Origin of the sequence: Mycobacterium sp. Root265, assembly GCF_001428895.1 — a bacterium.
Lineage (GTDB): Bacteria > Actinomycetota > Actinomycetes > Mycobacteriales > Mycobacteriaceae > Mycobacterium.
This window is the reverse complement of sequence record NZ_LMJA01000002.1, coordinates 286,145-308,280: the sequence shown is the minus strand read 5'-3', so window position 1 is coordinate 308,280 and position 22,136 is coordinate 286,145. Positions and strand designations below refer to the sequence as shown.

Below are 22,136 nucleotides of genomic sequence, written 5' to 3'. Positions count from 1 at the left end.
CACAACGCCATCACGACTCCTACGCTGCTGACGTGCGCGTGAATTGGCCACTCGTGGGGAGAGCGGCGGAGATACACACCATTCGGGCGGCCGTGACGGCACCGGACCTCAGCGGGATCGTGGTCTCCGGGGCCGCGGGCGTCGGCAAGAGCCGTCTGGTCCGGGAGGCCCTGAAGGGGGCGAACCCGCGCTGGATCGTCGGGACGACGGCCGCCAGGGGTTTGCCGCTCGGCGCGTTCGCGGCCTGGGCCGGCGATCCCGACGGGGACCGCCTGCAGCTGGTGCGGGGTGTGATCGAGGCGATCACCTCGACACCGACGGGCGCTCCCGCGTTGCTCGGGATCGACGACGCGCAACTGCTGGACGACCTCTCGGCATTCGTGCTGCACCAGGTGGTGCAGCGGGGTGCGGCCCGGGTGATCCTCACCGTGCGCGAAGGTGACCCCATCCCCGACAGCGTGCGCGAGATCTGGAAGGACCACCCGTTCGACCGGCTCGATGTGGGTCCGCTGCGGCAACAGGACAGCGCCGAACTGCTCGCGGCGGCCCTGGACGGGCCCGTCGACTCCGACGCCGCGCACCGGCTCTGGCAACTGACCCGCGGCAATGCCCTGTATCTGCGCAACATCGTCGAGCAGGAGCTGACCGACGGCCGGCTGCAGCAGCGCGACGGCAGCTGGCACTGGGTGGGCCTGCCGGTCCTGCCGACCAATCTGGTGGAGCTGATCGAATCCCGGTTCGGGGATCTGACCCCGGCCGTCGGCGATGTGGTGGACGCCCTGGCCGTCGCCGAGCCGCTGGAACTGTCGATCCTGCAGCGGATCACCTCGACCGAGGCGGTCGAGGAGGCCAATGTCCGCGGACTGATCGCCCTGCACGACAACGGTGACGGGGTGGAGGCGCGGGTATCGCACCCGCTCTACGGCGAGATGCGCCGGACCCGGACGCCGGTGGCCACGCTGCGCAGGCTGCGCGGCCGGATCGCCACCGAACTCGCGGCAGGCAACCGTGCCGACGACATGCGGGTCGCGGTGCGCCGGGCCACCCTGAGCGTCGACTCGGATCTGACCCCGAACCCTGCGCTGCTGGTGCGGGCGGCCCAGGGCGCGACCCGGCTGGCCGACCTGTCCCTTGCCGAGCGCCTGGCCTCTGCCGCCGAACACGCCGGCGCCGGTCCGGAGGCCACCTACCTGCGGGCGCACGCGCTGTCCTGGCTGTTCCGCGGGCAGGAAGCCGAGGACGTGCTCGCCGGCTTGAGCACTACCGATCTGCCCGACACCGAGCGCGCCAGGTTCGCCCACCTGCGCGCCAGCAATCTGCTGTGGGCTCTACGCCGCCCGGCCGACGCCAAGTCTCATGTCGACGAGGTGTACGCCGAGCTGAACGCCGACGGCCGGCAATGGCTCGACGCGTTCCTGACCGTGTACTGGTTCGCCATGGATCAGCCGCAGGAAGCCGAGCGGTGCGCGAAACTGCTTTCCCTGCATAATCTTCCGGAGTTCGTCGGCAGCGAGGCCGCGTGGGCGCTGGCCACCGTCGCCGCCGATGCCGGACGCACCGCCGACGCGCTGGACCTCACCGAGATCGGCTACCGGACGTCGGCGCATGCGTTCGACACCCCGCACATCCGGTTCAACCTGGCGGACTCCGAGCTCACCGCGCTGGTCCTGGCCGGTCGCCTCGCCGACGCGGAGAAGGTGGCCGAACAGGCCCGGCTGGAGGCCACCGATCTGCCCGGCGTCGCCCATTCGCTGGGGCCTGCCATCGCGGCCCGGGCTGCCCTCGCCCGCGGCCGACTCGACACCGCGGCCGAGCTTTTCGATCAGGTCGCGGTGGTGATGGCGAGCCACTCGACCGGGTGGGGGTTCCGCTACAGCGTGGCCAGGGCGACGGCGGCGGCGATGCGCGGAGCCACCGAGGAGGCGGCCGAGATCCTGGACGGCCTCGATGCCGTGGAGCGCCCGTTCCGGTCCCTGGATCATGAACGCAGCGTGGGCCGGGCCTGGGTGTCGGCCAGCCAGGGCACGGTCGGCGAGGCGATCGACATCCTGGCCGAGGCGGCCCAAAAGTGCGGCGAGAAGCGGCAATTCGCCGCGGAGGTGTTCTGCCTGCAGACCGCTGCCCAGTTCGGCGACCGGACGCACGCGGACCGGCTGGCCGAGCTGGCAGCGATCGTCGACGGTCCGCGGGCAGGTTTGGCCGCCCGGTTCGCCGCGGCGCTGCGCGATCGCGAGGCCCACGCGCTGAGCCTGCTGTCCGATGAATACGAGCAGATGGGCGATCCGGTGGCCGCGGCGGATGCGGCCGCCCAGGCCGCGATCATCTATCGGCATGAGGGACGCCGCGGTTCGATGCTGACCTGCTCCACCCGGGCCGATGACCTGGCCCGCGAATGCGGTGTCGTCACTCCGGCGACCGAACAGGCCGCCGAGCGGATCCCGCTGACACCGCGGGAACGCGAAGTGGTGGCGCTGCTTGCGGCGGGTGTCAGCTCCAGTCGCGTCATCGCGGAACGGCTGAACCTCTCGGTGCGCACGGTGGAGGGCCACATCTACCGGGCCATGGCCAAGACCGGCACCACCACCCGCGAGGAACTGGCCAAACTGTTCAAACGCCGCCGACCCTAGACTGGCGGCCGTGAGTTCCGCGCTGGATGACCTGGTGGCCGCTCTCCCCGAGGGCAGCGTTGTCACCGACCCCGATATCGTCGCGTCCTACCGCCAGGACCGGGCCGCCGACCCCGACGCCGGCACTGCGCTGGCCGTGGTGCGGCCCCGCCGCACCGAGGAGGTGCAGACGGTGCTGCGCTGGGCCACCGCCCACGGTATCGCCGTGGTGCCGCGCGGCGCGGGTACCGGACTGTCCGGCGGCGCGACCGCGCTCGACGGCGCGGTGATGCTTTCGACCGAGCGGATGCGCGATATCACCGTCGATCCGGCGACCCGCACCGCCGTCGCCCAGCCCGGTCTGCTCAACGCCGAGGTCAAGGCGGCGGTCGCCGAATACGGCCTGTGGTACCCGCCGGACCCGTCCTCCTTCGAGATCTGCAGCATCGGTGGCAACATCGCCACCAACGCCGGCGGGCTGTGCTGCGTCAAATACGGCGTCACCACCGACTACGTGCTGGGGCTGCAGGTGGTACTGGCCGACGGCACCGCGGTGCGCCTGGGCGGCCCACGACTGAAAGACGTTGCGGGGCTGAGCCTGACCAAGCTGTTCGTCGGCAGCGAGGGCACCCTCGGGGTGATCACCGAGGTGACCCTGCGACTGTTGCCACCGCAGCACACACCGTGCACCGTGGTCGCCACCTTCGACTCGGTTCAGGCGGCCGCCGACGCCGTCGTCACCATCACGGGGCGTATCCGGCCGTCCATGCTGGAGTTCATGGATTCGGTGGCCATCAACGCCGTCGAAGACAAACTGAAGATGGGGCTGGACCGCAATGCCGCCGCGATGATGGTCGCGGCCTCCGACGACCGCGGGCCCGCTGGGGCCGAGGACGCCGAGTTCATGGCCGGCGTGTTCACCGAAGCCGGTGCGACGGAGGTGTTCTCGACCTCCGACCCGGCCGAGGGCGAAGCGTTCGTGGTGGCCCGGCGCTACGCCATCCCGGCGGTGGAGGCCAAGGGGTCACTGCTGCTCGAGGATGTCGGGGTGCCGTTGCCGGCGCTGGCCCACCTGGTGGCCGGCATCGAGAAGATCGCCGCCCACCACGATCTGCTGATCTCGGTGATCGCCCACGCCGGCGACGGCAACACCCATCCGCTGATCGTCTTCGACCCCGCCGATGCCGACATGGCCCGCCGCGCCGAGGTGGCGTTCGGCGAGATCATGGACCTGGCGGTGTCGCTGGGCGGCACCATCACCGGCGAGCACGGCGTCGGGCGACTCAAGAAACCTTGGCTGGCAGGCTATCTGGGGCCCGAGGCGATGGAACTCAACCGCAAGATCAAGGCCGCGCTGGACCCGGCGGGCATCCTGAATCCCGGCGCCGGGTTGTAGCTCTAACCCGCGTAGCCCAGGGCGGCCTTCACCTCCAGGTATTCGTGGAAGCCGAAATCGCCCCACTCGCGGCCGTTGCCGCTGGACTTGTACCCGCCGAACGGTGCGGCGATATCGAAGGCGTGGTTGATGGCCACCGAGCCGGCGCGGATCCGGCGCGCCACCTCGCGGGCCTTCTCGATGTCACCGGCCCAGACGTAGCCCGCCAGACCGTAATCGGTGTCGTTGGCGATCTCGATGGCCTGATCGAGATCGTCGTAACCCAGGATGCAGAGCACCGGGCCGAAGATCTCCTCCCGGGCGATCACCATGTCGTTCTTGACGTTCGCGAACACGGTGGGCCGCACGTAGTACCCGGTGTCCAGCCCGTCGGGGCGCCCGGTACCGCCGACGACCAGATCGGCGCCGGCATCGATGCCCTGCTGGATGAGCCCCTGAATCTTGTCGAACTGGATTTTGGAGGCGACCGGCCCGATGGCCGTCTTGTCCTCCAGATCGCCGACCGTGACCGCGGCGCCGACCTCCCGGGCGATCGCCACCGCCTCATCCATCCTGGAGTTCGGCACGAGCATGCGCGAGGGGGCATTACAGCTCTGGCCGCTGTTGAGCATCATCGCCGAGACACCGGCGGCCACCCCCTTGGCGAACGCGTCATCGTCGAGCACGATGTTCGGGCTCTTCCCGCCGAGTTCCTGGCTCACCCGCTTCACGGTGGGCGCGGCGTTGCGGGCGACCTCGATACCGGCGCGGGTGGACCCGGTGAAGGACACCATGTCGATGTCGGGATGACCGGAGATGGCCGCACCGACACCGGGGCCGTCACCGAAGACCATGTTGTAGACACCGGCGGGAAGGCCTGCGGCGCTGATGATCTCGGTGAAGATCTGACCGGAGTAGGGGGCCACCTCGGACGGTTTGAGCACCATGGTGCAGCCCGCGGCAAGCGCCGGATACACCTTGGCCGCGATCTGGTTCAGCGGCCAGTTCCAGGGCGTGATGAGCCCACAGACCCCGATCGGCTCCTTGATCACCCGGGTGGCGCCACGGTCGGACTCGAACTCGAAGTTCGTGAGGGCCTCGATGGCCGCGGCGAGGTGGCCCAGGCCCAGGTTGACCTGCGGGCCGCCGGCCAGCCCGGGCGGGGCACCCATCTCCTCGGCGACCGCTTCGGCCAGGTCGCCCATGCGCTTCTGGTACTCGGCGAGGATGGCGCCCAGCACGGCCAGCCGGTCCTCGCGGCTGGTCACCGACCAGGCCGGGAAGGCCGCCCGGGCGGCCCGCACGGCCTTGTCCACATCGGCGGCCGATCCGAGCGCGATCCGGCCCGACACCTGCTCGGTGCGCGGGTTGTCGACGTCGAGGGTCGCGGGCTGTATCGGGTCGACCCAGTCACCGTCGATGAAGAACTTCAGGTATTGGCGCATGCAGACCACCTTCCCCAATCGACGCCGCGCGCGGACGAAATTGCGGCTATTCGAGTCGGTTCAGACGGTGATCTGCCAGTCGGCCGCGGCGTGCTGCTGACTCCAGAACTCCCGGAACCGGTGGTGCGGGCCCCCCTCGGCCAGCAGTTCGTCGATGGTGCCGTCCTCGACGATGCGACCTCCGTCGACGAACAGCACCCGGTCGGCGTGCCGGATGCTGGCCAGCCGGTGCGCGACGATCACCCGGGTGCGCGGGCGCAGGTCGGCGGTGAGTGCGTCGACGACGGCCGCTTCGTTCTCGGTGTCCAGCGCGCTGGTGGCCTCGTCGACCAGCAGGACCGGGGCCGGTTTGACCAGCGCGCGGGCAATGCTGACGCGTTGACGCTCACCGCCGGACAGCGCCGACCCGGCCTCCCCGACCGCGGTCTGCTCCCCGTCGGGCAACCGGGCGGACAACTCGTCCACCCGGGCCAGCCGGGTGGCGCCGGCCAACGTGTCGGCATCGGCGCCCGGGTCACCGACGAGGATGTTGTCGCGCAGCGACCCGTCGAACAGGTAGGGGTGCTGAAAGACCACGCTCACCGCGGCGCGGCGGGCCTCGGGTCCCACGGTGGCCAGGTCGACATCTCCGAACAGCACGTGGCCCCGGTCGGGCTCGTGCAGTCCGGCGATCAGCCCGAGGATGGTGCTCTTTCCCGATCCGGAGGGTCCGACGATGGCCGTCGTGGTGCCGGGTTCCAGCGCGAAGCTGAGGTCTTGCAGCACCGGTTCACCCCCGTAGCTGAACGTGACGTCGTCGAAGACGATCCGCGGTGACCCACCGGCATCGGTGAGCGCGGCGGTACCGGCCGAGCGGGTGGGTGCGTCGAGCACCTGCTGAATCCTCGCCAGCGTCGCGCGAGTGGACTCCAGCGCCCCGGACAGTTCGCTGAGCACGGCGAAGGGTTCCAGATAGCGGGCGATGACGACGATCAGCGCAATGGCTTCCGGGACAGTGAGATCCCCGCGCATCGTCAACATGGTGGTCGCCGCGGCGAACACGATGAGCGCGAGCTGGCTGGCCAGGCTGAACAGCACCTGCCCGGGGATCTGCATGGTCAGCAGCCGCAGACTGGCGCCGTGCTGAGACTCCAGCGCCGTGCCGACCAGGCTGCGGGCCGGTTCGACGCGACGGGCCGCACGCAACGCCTGCTGGGTCCGGGCGAACTCGATGATGCGTTCGGTGAACGCCGAATTGGCCTCCCCCGCAACCCGGTCCGCGGTCCTGCTCAGCCGTCCGGCCAGCCACAACGCACCGAGCAGGATCATCACCCCGGCGAGAGCCGCCAGTCCGAGCGGGACCGACACCGCCAGCAGCGCCACCGCGATGGCCGCGGGTAACAGCACCGCACCGATCAGCGGGGTCAACAGATTCACCACCAGGCCGACGAGTTCGGGACCGGTCGCCGCGATCGCCTGCCGGGCGGTGGCGGTGTTCTCGTGAGTCAGCCAGTCCAGCTTGATGTTCGGCAGCCGGTCGGCCATATCGTGCTGGGTGCCGTCGAGCACCGCGAAGCCGATGTCGAAGCCCAGTCGCGCGGTGGTGGTGTCGACCACCCAGCCGGTCACCGTCAGCGCCGTGAGCCAGCCCAGCCACGGCCACGCGTCGGCCGGGGTGTCGCTGAACAGTGCTGCCACCAAGGGCACCAGCAGCACGACACCGACCGCGCGCAGCAGCACCGAGAAAATGGCGAGCACGGTGTACAGCCAGACCCGGCCGCGCCGGTCTCCGGGGATGAGCGCCAGCAGGGTGCGGATCATCGGGTCGCCTCCTGTCCCGCGGTGACCGATCGGCCGGAATCCCAGAGCGCCCGGTACCGGCCACCGGCGGCAAGCAGATCCTCGTGGGTGCCGGTCTCGGCGATCTCACCGTCGTCGAGCACGACGATCTGATCGGCGTGTGTGATGGTGTGCAGGCGGTGCGCGATGACCAGCACCGTGCGGTCCCTGGTCAACCGGTTCAGTGCCTGCTGGACAAGGTATTCCGATTCCGGGTCGGCGAAGGCGGTGGCCTCGTCGAGGATCAGCACCGGGGTGTCGGCGAGGATGGCCCGCGCGATGGTCAGCCGTTGACGCTCACCACCGGACAGACCGGCGGCCGCGCCGAGCACGGTGTCGTACCCGTCGGGCAGCCGTTCGATGCGTTCGTGGATCTGGGCGTCCCGGGCGGCCGCGGTGATCGCCTCGACGCCGGCATCCGGTTGTGCCAGTGCGATGTTCTCGGCGGCGCTGCCGTGCACCAGCTGAGTTTCCTGGAGTACGAAGCCGATTCGGCGGTACAACTCGTCGGCGGACAAGGTCCGGATGTCCGCGCCGCCGACGCTGATGGCCCCCTGCTGCACATCGTGGAACCGTGCCAGCAGCGCGGCCAGGGTGGACTTGCCCGAACCCGACGGACCGACCAGCGCGGCCACCGTGCCCGGACGCAGCGTCAGGCTGACGTTCTTGATGACGGGCACCTCGGGGCGGTACCCGAAGGTGACACCGGAGAAGACCACGGTGCCGTCGGCCGTGCCGGGTGCGGAGCCCTCGCGCACCGTCAGCTCGGGTTCGTCGAGCACGCTCTGGACCCGCCGGGCGGCCAGCATGCCGCCCTGGATGCCGCCGAGCCCGTAGCCGATGCCGAGCAGCCGGGCCCCGAAGGTGGTGCCCAGCAACAGGAACGGCAGCAGGTTCACCGGGTCCATCCGGCCGCTCACCACCAGCGGGGTGCCCACGATCATGATCAGCCAGAGGAAGGTGGTGGGCCGGGTGACCAGATCCATCAGGGTCTTCTTGCCGACGAAGGGTCGCTGCCAGTCGACCAGGAAGCCGATGTAGTCGTCGAGCCGGTTGCGGAAGCTCGACGAGGCGGCACCGCCGAAGATACGCACCACCGGCTGGCCTTCCAGATAGGCCCCGGCTTCGCCGTTCATCCGCTCCGCCCAGCGGGGGGCGGCGACGATCTTGCTGCCCGACTGGATGGACATGACCGACATCAGCACCAGGTAGGCCAGCACCGGACCGAACAGCGCCAGCGCGATACGCCAGTCGACGACGAACAGATAGACCAGCACCGCGACGGGGGCGATCACCGCCGCGACCGCGTCGGGGATGGCATGGGTGATCAGGTAGTGCAGCGAGAGGGTGTCGTCCTGGACCAGCTGTTTGATGGACCCGGATCCGCGGGCGGTGAACCAGCCCAAAGGAAGCCGCGACATCTTGGTCAGGAGCTGTCCGCGGAGTTCGCGGGCGAAGTGCGCGTCCACGCGGTGCAGCCACAGCGCCAGTGCGGCGGTCAGGAAGGTCCCGGTGCCCAGCAGCGCGACCGCGGCGATGCCGAGGTCCCACAGCTGGTCGGAGTCCGCGCCGATGAGCAGCAGCCGGGCCAGTTCGACCAGCAGCACGAACGGTGCGAGTTCGATCAGGGTGATCAGGGCCTGCAGCACACCGGAGATGATCAGTGTGTTCTTCAGCGGGGCCAGCAGCCGGCCGGCCGCCTGTGCCCGCCAGGTACCCGTCGGGGCGACGACGGCGGGTGCGGCGGCGGGTGCGGCTTTGGGCTGGGGTGTGGGAACGGCCGGTGTGTCATCGCCACGTTTGCTGCCCATGGCGCGACCCTCGGTCCAGTACGCCTGGGCGTGGATCTCCTGCTTGGGGAAGCCGAACTCGTCCCGCAACCGGGTGCGCAGGTGTTTGAGGACACCGGCTTCCGGCCCGGCCCAGGCGTACCAGTTGGACCAGTCACGGGACTCGACGGCGGCCGCCAGGGACTCCGCGTCCCGATGGGCGATCCGGTGCACGGTCAGCCGCGGGTGCTCGGCGAGCGGAATCAGCGCATCGTCGTCATGGTGCTGCTCGAGGTAGAGCTCGATCGGGATGTCGTGCGGGACAGCGCCGATGATGCCATTGATGGCGGGCTGTGAGGCCGCGTCTCCGATGAGCAGGTAACCGGCCGGCCGGTCCTCGACGGCCTCGGGCACCGAGAACCCCTTGGATCCCATCACCATCACCGCGATGGTGGTGCCGGGCTCCACGGTGGCCGCCCATGTCGAGGCGGGCCCGGCCGGTTCGTGCAGCACCACATCCACCGCGAAGTGTCCGGTCTCGGGGTCGGACTCCGAGATCGTGTAGGCCCGCTGGAATTCGGTGTCGCTGCCCTCGGGGTCGGGGAACCAGAATCGCAGCCAGGACGTCGGGTCGGCGTTCGCGTCCTCGAACACCGTGGGCGACACCATCCGGATCCGCAGGCAGTGCGGCGCGAGCCGCTCGGTGCCCAGCACGGTGACCTCGTGGTCACGCGCGCCGAAACCGCGCATCATCACGCCCTGGAATCCGCGGGCCATCGGCGATCTCCTCCCCGTCTCGGGTACTGCAAACATCTGGGCTAAGGCTAGCCTTACCCGGTTCGCGGGTGGTGCCCCCGGTGACCGGTCGTCCGCCGCCGAATCTTTGCTCAACAGCCATTCCTGCGACGGAAAACCCGGATAGGCTCCCCGCGGGGAGGGTGATCGATATGGCCATAGGCGGGCGCGGCACCTCGGTGCGGGTTGGTTTCATCGGATCGTTGGCGGTGGCCCTCGGTATCGGCGCGGGCATTGCCGGCGGCACCGGCATCGCCTACGCGGACAGCCCCGCCGGGGGCGGCACGTCGGCCGACAGCTCGGCCTCCCCCTCGACCAGCAGACCCGCGGCCACCCACGCCTCGACCACCAAGCCCGGCGTGCGCCGCAGCCTGACGGCCACCGCGGGGTCCGCCGGCCCGGGGGATGGGAACGAATCGCGCCGCGCACGGACGGCGCCCGCCGCACCATCCCGCGCAGCGACCGCGCTGGCCGAACCGGAATCAGACGAACCGGCGACCGCGGCCATCGCCGATCCCCCGGCTCCCACACCAGCGGATGCCGTCACCACCCCCTTCGGGGATATCGGCAAGTGGATGCTGAAGATGAACGGCCAGATCGCGGATTGGGGCGGCAAACGCTACGGCGGCAAGAAGTTGCTGGAGACCGTCAACGTCATCATTGTCGACCCGCATTCGACGACGAGCGCGCAGGCCAACCGTGGACTCAACAATGCGATGCTGCGCTCCCGGTTTCCTGCGCAGCCCCTGCACAGCGGCGGATTCCGCGGCAACATCGACGGGGTGACCTACGGGCAGAAGCCCAAGGGTCCGCTGCTGGCCTACTCCGACAATTTCTTCCTGTTCCGCAACGATCACGGCCGGTTCTTCGGGCCCGACCCGATCCAGACCGACGCCGGCTTCGTCTGGAGCGGCGCCTTCAGCACCGAGCAGGTCGGCTTCACCGGACTGCTGCCCGGCCACGTTTATGTGTCGTCCAACGAGGCGCGCGATGCGCTGGCGACGGCGCTGATCTCGGGCGGCCAGGCCACCTACGGCGGGCTCGTACCACTGGAAAATGCCTACAACAACCCCACCACGACGACAGGTGATCACGACGGTTTCGCGGTCGTCCTGGTCCTCACCGGGAGTGCGCCGCTGCAGCGTCGCGAGGTGTCGCTGGGCAGTCCGGCGCGGCTCGCCTCGGCCGGCGATCGCCAGGAGCTCGCGTGCGCTGCGGTGCACGGTGCGCGATCCCTGTCGGACCAGCGGAATGGGTCCGCGGGTCCGCTGTCGCGCTGCGGCGCCACGCGACTACGCACCCTTGACAGTTAGCTTCATTTGTCGTAGTCATGAGACATGACAACAGATCTGTCTCATGGAGCGCCGGCCGTGTTCCAGCTCGGCACCCCAGAAAGCTGGCCGGACCCATTCGGCATGTACCGCGCGCTGCGCGATCACGACCCGGTGCATCACGTCGCGACACCGGATCCGGCCGGCGACTACTACGTGATGTCCCGGCACGCCGACATCTTCACCGCCGCGCGCGACCATCAGACCTTCTCCTCCGCGCAGGGTCTCACCGTCAACTACGGCGAGCTGGAGATGATCGGCCTGGCCGACAATCCGCCCATGGTGATGCAGGATCCGCCGGTGCACACCGAGTTCCGCAAGCTCGTCTCGCGCGGGTTCACCCCACGGCAGGTGGAGTCCGTGGAGCCCAAGGTCCGCGAGTACGTCATCGAACGCATCGAGGGGTTGCGTGCGAACGGCGGCGGGGACATCGTGGCGGAACTGTTCAAACCGCTGCCGTCCATGGTGGTGGCGCACTACCTGGGTGTGCCCGAGGAGGACCGCGGCCAGTTCGACGGCTGGACCGATGCGATCGTGGCGGCCAATACCTCCGAGGGCGGTATCGGCGGGGCGCTGGAAACCCTCGGCGATGCCCTCGGCGGGATGATGGCGTACTTCACCGCGCTCATCGAGCGCCGGCGCGTCGAACCGGCCGACGACACCGTGTCGCATCTGGTCGCCGCCGGTGTGGGCGCCGACGGTGACATCGCCGGCGTGTTGTCCATCCTGGCGTTCACCTTCACGATGGTGACCGGAGGTAATGACACCACGACCGGGATGCTGGGCGGATCGGTGCAACTGCTGCACCGCAACCCCGGGCAGCGCCGCATGCTGGTCGAAAACCCAGACCTGATCCCGGATTCCGTCGACGAGTTCCTGCGGCTCACCTCGCCGGTACAGGGCCTGGCCCGCACCGTCACCCGCGATGTCACCGTCGCCGAGACCACCATTCCGGCCGGGCGCCGGGTGCTGCTGTTGTACGGCTCCGGCAATCGTGACGAACGCCAGTACGGCCCGGATGCCGCCGAACTCGACATCACCCGCAAGCCGCGCAACATCCTGACCTTCAGCCACGGCGCGCACCACTGCCTGGGCGCGGCGGCCGCCCGCATGCAGTCGCGCGTCGCGCTGGAGGAACTGCTTACCCGCATACCGGATTTCGAGGTCGACGAGGACAACGTCGTGTGGGCCGGCGGCGGCTATGTGCGACGCCCGCTGTCGGTGCCCTTTACAGTGACCTGATGGGTACCGACTGGCTGGCCGAGCGACGCACCGAAGCCGCCGCCGAACGCATCCTGGACGCCGCCGAGGACCTGTTCACCGAGCACGATGCCGCGGCGGTGGGGATGAACGAGATCGCCCGCGCTGCAGGCTGTTCGCGTGCCACGCTGTACCGCTACTTCGAGAACCGGGACGTGCTCTACACCGCCTACGTACACCGGGAGACCCATCGGCTGTTCGGTGAGATCGGCGAACGACTGACCGGGGTGACCGATCCGCAGCAGAGGGTCATCGAAGGTGCACTGGCCGCGCTGCAGCGGGTGCGTGAAACCCCGGCGCTCGCTTCATGGTTCGCCAGCACCGCCCGCCCGATCGGTGGCGAGATGGCCGAACGCTCGGAGGTGATCAAAGCCCTGGTGCAGGGGTTCCTGGCCTCGATGGGCGATCAGACCGACGTCGAGATGCGCGCGCGCTGGCTGGTGCGGGTACTGATCTCGCTGCTGCAATTCCCCGGCCACGATGCCGCCGACGAACGCGTGATGCTCGAGACCTTCGTGGTGCCACTGGTGGCGGCGGCGCCTCAGGCCGCCCAGTAGGCACGGGCCTTCACCGCTTTGCGCGGGATCTTGTAGTCGTCGCGCAGCACCCGGGCGACCGCCCGGGTGGTCCGGTTGTCACAGGCCACCCAGCCGAAATGGTCCGGCGCATCGAAAGCCGCCGCGGTCACCGCGTCGACCAGCGCGCCACCGTCGTCCGTGCGGTCCACCCACGTCACATCGGCTCTGCCGGTGGGCAATTCGCGATCATCGTCATGCGAGGACTCCAGGAACACCTGCGCGGGGGCATCGCCGATCGCCTCCAGCAGGGAGTTGATGGCCGGCAGCGACGCGGTGTCGCCGACGATGACGTACCCGGCCGGCGCCGGTTCCGGCACGGCGAAATCGCTGCCCAGCACCGTCACCTCCAGGGTGTCACCGGGCTGCGCCTCGCGCGCCCAGCGCGTGGCGACCCCCTCGTGCATGGCGAAGTCGATGTCGACGGTGCCGGCCTCGGGATCCGGATTGACCAGGGTGTAGCCGCGCTGATGTGAACGCGAGCCGTCCGGGAACCAGCCGCGGACCCACATCGTCGGGTGGATCGAACGCTCGGTGAGCAGTTCGGGGCCGGTGAAGTGCAGGCGCAGGAAGTTCGGGGTGATCTCCGTGCGGCCGGTGACCGTGAGTTCATAGTCGCCGCCCCGCCACAGTTTGACCAGCACGCCCTCGATACCGCGTTGCGGCTTGAGATCGATCATCACCCCTCCTCGGTTCAACTTAGGTTAGCTTACCCTAAGTTAATGCCGAGGAGGTCGCTAGCGATCGCGTACCCGGGTGAAGCGGTGCAGCAACCAGGCCAGCGGGACGGTCGCCACCATGGTGCCGAGGAACAGCGCCGTCATCGATCCGGTGTAGACGGGGTCGCGCAGGATCTCGACCATCACCAGTTCCATGATGACAAGGTGGATCAGGAAGATCTCATAGGAGATCTCGCCGAGGAACACCATCGGCCTGCTGGCCAGAATCCGCGAATACCAGCCGGCCTTTTCCCCGTCGCTCCGCTCGCCCCAACGGTCCCCGGCCCGGGTGGGTCCCGGCAGCGCCAGCGGCGCCACCACCAGCGTGGCGATGCCCGCGTAGAAGATCGTCTTGACGATGGCCTCGCTCAGCAGCGCCGGTGAGGTGGTCGGCTCCCCCGCGATCGGGGTCGAGGCGATGAAATAACTGACCACCGCCAACGGGATGCACACCAGCGCGTACGCCCGAGCACCCCGGGCTTCCAGCACCGCCAGCAGCATCCCACCGACGAACCAGGCCAGATACGTCGGCAGCCACAGTCGGGCGCCGTCGGGCAGGAAATCGGTGGTGTGCACCAGTGTCAGCCAGGCCGGGCTGACCGCGAACAACACCGCGAGCCCCAGGTACAGCAGCGCCGGGCGCCACCTGCGCCGGCACAGCAGGACGAGCAGCAGCCAGGCCAGCGCGGGCAGCGCCACGTAGAACGCGGCCTCGACCGCCAGGCTCCACATCTGGGTGAGGCCCTGATGCAGGAACCGGTAGACGTAGTTGTCGGCGTAGATCTGGGTCAGAGAAAGGTTGCGCAGCAACCCTTCCCAGGTGTGGCCGGGGTTCGGTCCGGCCTGCCGGAAGTGGTACAGCGCGTAGGCGGCCAGCACGGTGACCGCATAGGCGGGCATGATCCGGCGCACCCGGTGCCAGGCGTACCGGCGCACCGATGGCGGTGCGGAACCAGAGGCGGCGGCCTTCACCCAGGGCCGGAACAGCAGGAAACCGGAGAGCACGAAGAAGATCGGCACGCCGATCTCGGCGCGGGACAGCGCCAGGCCCGTGTAGCCCTGCGGGTACTTCCCCGTGGTGTACGCGGCGTGGGTGAGCACCACCAGCAGGGCGGCGACGGCACGGACACCGGTGAGCGCAGCTACCCGATCGGTGGTCGAGACGGACTCCAGACCACCCTGGGCTTGTTGTTGCGCCGTCACGAGTCCTTGCGACGGGGCTTGCTGCTCCGTTCCGGTTGCAGGTTGATCAGGATGCCCTGGATGCGGGTGTTCTCCAGCGCCTTGTAGACCTTGCCGGGCAGGTTGGCGGGCAGTTCCACCAGCGAGTGATCGACCTTGATGGAGATGTGGCCGAAGTCGCTGCGGTGCAGGCCGCCCTCGTTGGCAATGGCGCCGACGATGGCACCGGGCATGACCTTGTGCCGCTTGCCGACCGCGATGCGGTAGGTCGCCAGATCGCTGCGGGTGCTGTGCTTCTTGCGCCCCGGCCCGTCCTCGCGCGGCGCGCGTTCCTCGCGCTCGCGGCGCTTCTCCGGCGGCGGCTCGGTCATCAGGAAGGCCTCGCCGTCCCGTGACTCCAGCGCCAGCGCGGCGGCGATATCGGCGATCGGCACATCGTGGTCGCGCTCGTAGTCCTCGATGAGCCTGCGGAACAGTTCGATCCCCGGCGCATTGAGCGCGTCGCTGATCGAGTCGTTGAATTTCGCCACCCGCTGGGCGTTGACGTCGTCGACACTGGGCAGTTCGATCTCGATCAGCTTCTGCCGGCTGATCCGCTCGATCGACTTGAGCAGATGGCGTTCCCGCGGGGACACGAACAGCAGCGCGGTGCCGGAGCGGCCCGCGCGGCCGGTGCGGCCGATGCGGTGCACATAGGACTCCGGGTCGTGCGGGATGTCGTAGTTGAGCACATAGGTGATGCGATCGACGTCCAGGCCGCGGGCGGCCACGTCGGTGGCCACCAGGATGTCGATGCCCTTGGCGCCGCCCGCCTTGAGGTTGGCGATGGTGCGCTCGCGCTGCGCCTGGGCGATGTCACCGTTGATCGCGGCCGCGGAGAACCCGCGTGCCCGCAGCTTCTCGGCGACCTCCTCGGTGGCCTGCTTGGTGCGGACGAAGATGATCATCGCGTCGAATTCTTCGACCTCGAGAACCCGGGTCAGCGCGTCCATCTTGCGGCGGCCGTCGACCTGGATGAACCGCTGGGTGATGTTCTCCGCGGTCGCGGTCTTCGCCTTGACGGCCACCTCGACGGCGTCCTGCAGGTACTTGCTGGTGATCTTGCGGATGGCCGGCGGCATGGTCGCCGAGAACAACGCCACCTGCTTGTATTCGGGAGTATCGGAGAGGATGCGCTCGACATCCTCGGCGAACCCCATCTGCAGCATCTCGTCGGCCTCGTCGAGCACCAGGTAGTCCAGGTGCGAGAGGTCCAGGCGGCCCTTCTCCAGGTGATCGATCACCCGGCCCGGGGTACCGACCACGACCTGTGCCCCGCGCTTGAGCCCGGCCAGCTGCGGACCGTAGGACGACCCACCGTAGATGGGCAGCACGTTGATGCCGGGCAGGTGCTGGCCGTAGCGCCCGAATGCCTCGGCGACCTGCAGCGCCAGCTCACGGGTGGGTGCCAGCACCAGGGCCTGGGTGTGCCTGCTGGTCGGGTCGATCTTGGACAGGATGGGGATCGCGAAAGCCGCGGTCTTCCCCGTTCCGGTCTGGGCAAGGCCGACCACATCGGAGCCGGCCAGCATGGCCGGGATGGTGGCGGCCTGGATCGCCGACGGCGACTCGTAGCCGACGTCGGTGACGGCCTGCAGCACCGAAGGGTGAATTTGCAGGTCAGCGAAGGTCAGCTCGGCAGTGGGGGTGGGTTCATCAGGCGACGTCATTTCAAGAGCAGTCTAGAGCGTGACCGGGCGTCGGCCGGACGGATGGCCGTCACGGGTACGGTTCGATCTTGTGAGGTGCTTGCGTTGAGAGCTCCAGTTCTGGCAGCCGCCCCCATTCTGGCCCTGATGCTGGCCGCCTGCGGGTCCAGTGATTCCACCGTCTCCAAGACCCCCGACGACCGCCCGACGGCGGCGGCGCCGGCGAGCCCGACCGTCGCCGCGCCCGCGACACCGCCCCCGCCCACCGCGACCGCGGCGCCAGATCCGTGCGCGGTGAACCTGGCAGCCCCCGAGATCGCCCGGGCCGTGTCCGCACTGCCCAAGGATCCGCGCAGCAACCAGCCGTGGAGCCCGGAACCGTTGGCGGGCAACTACAACGAGTGCGCGCCGCTGTCAGTGGTGATCGTCAAGGCCAACACCAATGCGGAGAATGCCAACACCCGCGCGGTGATGTTCCATCTCGGCAAGTTCATCCCGACCGGGGTGCCCGACACCTACGGGTTCAACGACATCGACCAGACCATCAGCACCGGCGACACCATCGCCCTGAAGTTCACCGGCGGCGTGCCCGGGCTCGACAGCGTCGTGCGATTCCGCTGGAACGGCAACGGTGTGGAACTGATCGGCAACACCGGCTGACACCGCCCCGCCCGCAGCACGTGTGTCGGAGCTCTCCCCTAGCCTGGGTCCGTGTTCGTCGCTGAGGATCGTGTCATCTACAGCGCCTCCGACCTCGCGGCCGCTGCGCGTTGCGAATACGCGCTGCTGCGCTCCTTCGACGCTCACCTGGGTTGGGGACCGCGCGTCTCCACCGACGACGACCTGCTCGCCCGCACTGCCGACCTCGGTCACGAGCACGAGCAGCGCCACCTCGCCGAGATCCGCGAGGACACCGAGGTCACCGTGATCGGCAGGCCCGCCTACACGGTGTCCGGTCTCACCGCGGCCGCCGAGCACACGATGGCCGCCGTCCGGCGGCGCGATCCGGCCATCTATCAGGCCGCCATGTTCGACGGCAGGTTCGCCGGGTTCGCCGACTTCCTCACCTTCGACGGCTCGCGCTACCGGCTGCGCGACACCAAGCTGGCCCGCTCGGTGAAGGTCGAGGCGCTGCTGCAGTTGGCGGCCTACGCCGACGCGCTGGCCACCGCGGGCGTCCCGGTCGCCGAGGAGGTCGACCTGCTACTCGGTAACGGCGCGGTCTCCAGCTACCGCGTCGACGAACTGCTGCCGGTCTACCTGCCGCGCCGCGATGCCCTGCAGCGACTGCTCGACACGCATTTAGCCGGTGGCGTCCCGGTCACCTGGGCCGACGACGGCGTGCGGGCCTGCTTCCGCTGCCCCGAATGCAGCGTCCAGGTCAAGGAGTCCGACGACCTGCTGCTGGTCGCGGGCATGCGGACCAGCCAGCGCGCCCGGCTCATCGACGCCGGCATCAGCACCGTGCACGAACTCGCCGCCCATGACGGGCCCGTTCCCGAACTGTCCAAACGCACCGTCGCCGCGCTGACCGGGCAGGCCCGGCTGCAGGTCGCCGAGCGGATCGACGGCAAGCCGCCTTTCGAGGTGGTCGATCCGCAGCCGCTGATGGTGCTGCCCGACGCCGACAAGGGTGATCTGTTCTTCGATTTCGAGGGCGACCCGCTGTGGACCACCAACGGCCGGGACTGGGGCCTGGAATACCTCTGGGGTGTCCTGACCGTCACCGATGAGTTCACCCCGTACTGGGCCCACGACCGGGCCAGCGAACGTCAGGCGCTCGTGGATTTCCTGGAGATGGTGCGCAAACGGCGCAAGCGCTACCCCAAGATGCACGTCTACCATTACGCGGCCTACGAGAAGAGCACCCTGTTGCGACTGGCCGGACGCTACGGCGTCGGCGAGAACGCGGTCGACGACCTGCTGCGCAACGGCGTGCTCGTCGACCTCTATCCGTTGGTGCGCAAGAGCATTCGGGTCGGCGCCGAGAGCTACAGCATCAAATACCTCGAACCGCTCTACATGGGCAACGAGCTACGCAGCGGCGAGGTCACCACCGCCACCGATTCCATCACCCAGTACGCAAAGTTCTGCGCACTGCAGGACCAGGGCCGCACCGATGACGCGGAGGTGGTGCTCAAGGAGATCGAGGATTACAACCGCTACGACTGCCGTTCGACCCGACGGCTGCGGGACTGGCTGGTGGCCAGGGCCATCGAATCGGAGGTGCCGCCGCGTGGCCCACAGCCGGTGCGCGCCGACGAAACCGGGACCACCGCCGAGATCGCCGACGATCTGAACCGCAAGCTGATGAAGTTCGCCGGCGACGGTGTCGAGGAACGCAGCGTCGAGCAGACCGCCGTCGCGATGGTGGCGGCGGCCCGGGGGTTTCACAAGAGGGAGGACAAACCGTTCTGGTGGAGCCACTTCGATCGCGTGAACAATCCGGTCGACGAATGGTCGGACAACACCGGCGTGTTCGTCGCCGACACGGCCGAGGTCGTCACCGACTGGCACCAGCCGCCCCGGGCGCGTAAGCCACAACGGCATGTCCGGTTGACCGGAGAGCTGGCCAACGGTGAACTCGCCCATGACATGTACGCGCTCTACGACCCGCCCGCGCCCGAGGGGCTGGCCGATGATCCGGATCGCCGCGCCTTCGGGTCGGTGGCGGTGCTCGAATGTGATGACCCGGAGGTGCCCACCGCCGTCATCGTCTGCGAGCGGCAGCCCAAGGAGGGGGACGTCTTCGACCAGTTGCCGTTCGCGCTGGCTCCGGGCCCGCCGATCAACACCCGGCCGCTACAGGAGTCCATCGATGCCACAGCGGCTTTGGTGGCCGCCGGGCTGCCCGCCCTGCCTGCCGATGCGGTGACCGATGTGCTGTTGCGCAGACCGCCGCGGACCGTCAGCGGGGATCCGCTGCCGCGGCCGGCCACCCCGGCCGGGAACGCCGACGCCATCACCGCCGCACTGCTCGACCTCGATTCGTCGTATCTGGCGGTGCACGGCCCGCCCGGGACGGGAAAGACCTTCACCTCGGCCGCGGTGATCGCGCGCCTCGTCGCCGAGCACCGGTGGCGGGTCGGCGTGGTCGCGCAATCACATGCCGTGGTGGAGAACCTGCTCGACGGTGTGGTCGCCGCCGGGGCCGACCCGCAGCGGGTCGGCAAGAAGAAGGCCCGCGAGGGTGTGGCCTGGACCCAGATCGCCGAGAAGGACTACCCGGCCTTCATCGCCGAGGACGGCGGCTCCGTGATCGGCGGCACCGCATGGGATTTCGCCAACGACGCGCGGGTGCCGCGGCAGAGCCTCGATCTGCTGGTCGTCGAGGAAGCCGGCCAGTTCAACCTCGCCAACACCATCGCGGTGGCTTCCGCCGCGCGCAACCTGCTGCTGCTCGGGGATCCGCAGCAGCTACCCCAGGTCAGTCAGGGCACCCACCCCGAACCGGTCAACGAATCCGCGCTGGGCTGGCTGGTGGAAGGCCACCACACGCTGCCGCCGGAGCGCGGGTATTTCCTGGAGGTGTCCTACCGGATGCATCCGGATGTGTGCCGGCCGGTGTCGCGGCTGTCCTATGACGGCCGGCTGCTCGCCTACGAGAAGGTCAGTGCGGCGCGGCGCCTCGATGGGGTCGTACCCGGGGTGCGGGTGCTGGCCGTCGGGCACACCGGCAACTCGACCGAGAGCCCCGAAGAGGCCGACGCGATCATCGACGAGATCGGCGCGCTGCTGGGCGCCGCGTGGACCGACGAGGATGGCACCGTCGCGCTGGGTCCGCAGCACATCCTGGTCGTGACGCCCTACAACGCCCAGGTGGTGCTGCTGCGCAGGCGCCTCGACGCGGCGGGACTGTCCGAGGTGCAGGTCGGCACCGTCGACAAGTTCCAGGGCCGGCAGGCCCCGGTGGTGTTCGTGTCGATGACGGCGTCCTCGATCGACGATGTGCCCCGCGGTATCGGCTTCCTGCTCAACAGGAATCGGCTGAACGTGGCGATCAGCCGCGCCAAGTACGCGGCGGTGATGGTGCGTTCGGCGCGGCTGACCGACTACCTGCCGGGGCAGCCGGACGGGCTGATCGACCTCGGCGCGTTCCTCGCCCTCACCGCATGTGATACACCCACGGGGTGACCGAACCGCTGTCTGCCCCACTGATCGAGCAGCTCGCCGCGATCGTGGGAGCCAGTCAGGTGAGCACCGATCCCGACGTGCTGTCGGGGCGCGCGATCGATCACACCGGCCGCTACCGCGGCCACGCCGGCGCGCTGGTGCGGCCCGGGTCCGCCGACGAGGTGGCCGCAGTGCTGCGGGTCTGCCGGGACGCCGGGGCGTACGTGACGGTGCAGGGTGGGCGCACCTCGCTGGTGGCCGGCACGGTGCCCGAACACCACGATGTGCTGCTGTCCACCGAGCGGCTCACCACCATCGACCCGGTCGATACCGTCGAGCGCCGGGTACGGGTGGGGGCCGGTGCCACCCTGTCCGCGGTGCAGCGCGCGGCGGGTGCGGCCGGTCTGCTGTTCGGGGTGGATCTGGCTGCCCGCGATTCCGCGACGGTGGGCGGGATGGCCTCCACCAACGCCGGCGGTCTGCGCACCGTGCGCTACGGCAACATGGGCGAACAAGTCATCGGGCTGGACGTGGCGCTCCCCGACGGGACGGTGCTGCGCAGGCATAGCGAGGTGCGCAGCGACAACACCGGCTACGACCTGACCGCCTTGTTCGTCGGCGCCGAGGGCACCCTCGGGGTGATCACCGGGCTGGATCTGCGGCTGCATCCGGTGCCGGCGAACCGGGTGACCGCGGTGGCCGGGTTCGACGATCTGGAGGCGCTGATCACGGTCGGGCGCCATTTCCGGGACGCCGACGGCATCGCCGCACTCGAGCTCGTCGATGCCCGCGCGGCTGCGCTGACCGCGGAGCACCTGGGCGTCCCGGCCCCGGTGAGCGGCGCCTGGATGCTGCTGATCGAGCTGGCCGGCGACACCGACCACACCGAGAGCCTTGCCGAGGCGCTGGAGGATGTCGAGCTCAGCGGTGAACCGGCCGTCGGCATGGACGCCCTTGCCTCCCAACGGTTGTGGCAGGTCCGCGAATCCGTCGGCGAGGTGCTGGGCGCCTACGGTCCGCCGCTGAAGTTCGATGTGTCGCTACCGCTGGCGGCGATCGCGGGCTTCACCACCGCCGCCGTCGAACTCGTCGCCGCGCACGCCCCCGAGGCAATCCCGGTGTTGTTCGGCCACATCGGGGAGGGCAACCTACACCTGAACCTGGTGCGCTGTGCGCTGGACGGTGACCGGGAGAAGGCGCTGTACTCGGCGATGATGGCGCTGATCGCCGATCACGGCGGCAACGTCAGCTCCGAACACGGGGTCGGTACCCGCAAACGCGATTACCTGCCGATGGCCCGCACCGACGCCGATATCGCCGCGATGCGCACGGTCAAATCCGCGCTGGACCCGACGGGGTATCTCAACCGAGCGGTGCTGTTCAGCTGACAGGCGACACCCTCATGTCGGTCGCCACTAAACCCGGCCGAACCGTCGTCCATATCCATCGAGATTTTCCTT

At 69.2% G+C, this 22,136-nt stretch carries 14 protein-coding genes; 8 read left to right on the top strand and 6 right to left on the bottom strand.

Translation table 11 applies throughout. The annotated features are described in order from the left end of the window. Positions 1 to 32 precede the first annotated feature (32 nt). Both ASE48_RS04725 and ASE48_RS04720 read left to right on the top strand, forming a co-directional pair. Positions 33 to 2,627: a helix-turn-helix transcriptional regulator gene (locus tag ASE48_RS04725; protein ID WP_057165860.1), complete on the top strand. Its 2,595-nt coding sequence runs from the start codon at positions 33 to 35 to the stop codon at positions 2,625 to 2,627. Positions 2,628 to 2,637: 10 nt separating this feature from the next. Next, complete coding sequence (locus tag ASE48_RS04720; protein WP_200962069.1) at positions 2,638 to 4,002, top strand: FAD-binding oxidoreductase; 1,365 nt, start codon at positions 2,638 to 2,640, stop codon at positions 4,000 to 4,002. Positions 4,003 to 4,004: 2 nt separating this feature from the next. Here ASE48_RS04720 and ASE48_RS04715 read toward each other — a convergent pair whose 3' ends face one another. From ASE48_RS04715 to ASE48_RS04705, 3 genes are read right to left on the bottom strand one after another with little or no spacing between them, the layout of a single operon-like run. Continuing rightward, positions 4,005 to 5,426, bottom strand: a complete 1,422-nt coding sequence (locus tag ASE48_RS04715; RefSeq protein ID WP_057165858.1) for an aldehyde dehydrogenase family protein — start codon at positions 5,424 to 5,426, stop codon at positions 4,005 to 4,007. 60 nt (positions 5,427 to 5,486) lie between these two features. After that, positions 5,487 to 7,226: an ABC transporter ATP-binding protein gene (locus ASE48_RS04710; protein WP_057165857.1), complete on the bottom strand. Its 1,740-nt coding sequence runs from the start codon at positions 7,224 to 7,226 to the stop codon at positions 5,487 to 5,489. Further along, entirely contained in the window at positions 7,223 to 9,790 is a 2,568-nt protein-coding gene (locus tag ASE48_RS04705; protein WP_057165856.1) for an ABC transporter ATP-binding protein/permease, read from the bottom strand. The genes ASE48_RS04710 and ASE48_RS04705 overlap by 4 nt, the downstream gene beginning before the upstream one ends. Before the next feature lie 170 nt (positions 9,791 to 9,960). Here ASE48_RS04705 and ASE48_RS04700 point away from each other — a divergent pair, with 170 nt between their 5' ends. The 3 genes from ASE48_RS04700 to ASE48_RS04690 are packed head-to-tail and all read left to right on the top strand — an operon-like array spanning position 9,961 to position 12,956. Next, positions 9,961 to 11,121, top strand: coding sequence for a hypothetical protein (locus ASE48_RS04700; protein ID WP_057165855.1), 1,161 nt, complete (start codon positions 9,961 to 9,963; stop codon positions 11,119 to 11,121). Between the two features lie 24 nt (positions 11,122 to 11,145). Continuing rightward, a complete protein-coding gene (locus ASE48_RS04695) occupies positions 11,146 to 12,381 on the top strand; it encodes a cytochrome P450 (RefSeq protein ID WP_057165854.1) in 1,236 nt (411 codons plus the stop codon). Next, complete coding sequence (locus tag ASE48_RS04690) at positions 12,381 to 12,956, top strand: TetR/AcrR family transcriptional regulator (protein WP_057165853.1); 576 nt, start codon at positions 12,381 to 12,383, stop codon at positions 12,954 to 12,956. Before ASE48_RS04695 ends, ASE48_RS04690 begins: the two co-directional genes overlap by 1 nt. Here the strand turns inward: ASE48_RS04690 and ASE48_RS04685 are convergent. The 3 genes from ASE48_RS04685 to ASE48_RS04675 are packed head-to-tail and all read right to left on the bottom strand — an operon-like array spanning position 12,941 to position 16,584. After that, on the bottom strand, positions 12,941 to 13,654 hold the full coding sequence (locus ASE48_RS04685; RefSeq protein WP_057165852.1) for a siderophore-interacting protein: 714 nt from the start codon (positions 13,652 to 13,654) through the stop codon (positions 12,941 to 12,943). The two genes, ASE48_RS04690 and ASE48_RS04685, sit on opposite strands and share 16 nt — an antisense overlap. A 57-nt stretch (positions 13,655 to 13,711) precedes the next feature. Then, complete coding sequence (locus ASE48_RS04680) at positions 13,712 to 14,896, bottom strand: acyltransferase family protein (protein WP_057165851.1); 1,185 nt, start codon at positions 14,894 to 14,896, stop codon at positions 13,712 to 13,714. Next, on the bottom strand, positions 14,893 to 16,584 hold the full coding sequence (locus ASE48_RS04675; RefSeq protein WP_057165850.1) for a DEAD/DEAH box helicase: 1,692 nt from the start codon (positions 16,582 to 16,584) through the stop codon (positions 14,893 to 14,895). Before ASE48_RS04675 ends, ASE48_RS04680 begins: the two co-directional genes overlap by 4 nt. A 126-nt stretch (positions 16,585 to 16,710) precedes the next feature. Here ASE48_RS04675 and ASE48_RS04670 point away from each other — a divergent pair, with 126 nt between their 5' ends. The 3 genes from ASE48_RS04670 to ASE48_RS04660 are packed head-to-tail and all read left to right on the top strand — an operon-like array spanning position 16,711 to position 22,064. Beyond that, on the top strand, positions 16,711 to 17,223 hold the full coding sequence (locus ASE48_RS04670; protein WP_057165849.1) for an LppP/LprE family lipoprotein: 513 nt from the start codon (positions 16,711 to 16,713) through the stop codon (positions 17,221 to 17,223). Positions 17,224 to 17,274: 51 nt separating this feature from the next. After that, a complete protein-coding gene (locus tag ASE48_RS04665; RefSeq protein WP_057165848.1) occupies positions 17,275 to 20,697 on the top strand; it encodes a TM0106 family RecB-like putative nuclease in 3,423 nt (1,140 codons plus the stop codon). An 8-nt stretch (positions 20,698 to 20,705) separates the two neighbouring features. Beyond that, positions 20,706 to 22,064, top strand: coding sequence for an FAD-binding oxidoreductase (locus tag ASE48_RS04660; RefSeq protein WP_057166003.1), 1,359 nt, complete (start codon positions 20,706 to 20,708; stop codon positions 22,062 to 22,064). The last annotated feature ends 72 nt before the right edge of the window (positions 22,065 to 22,136 follow it).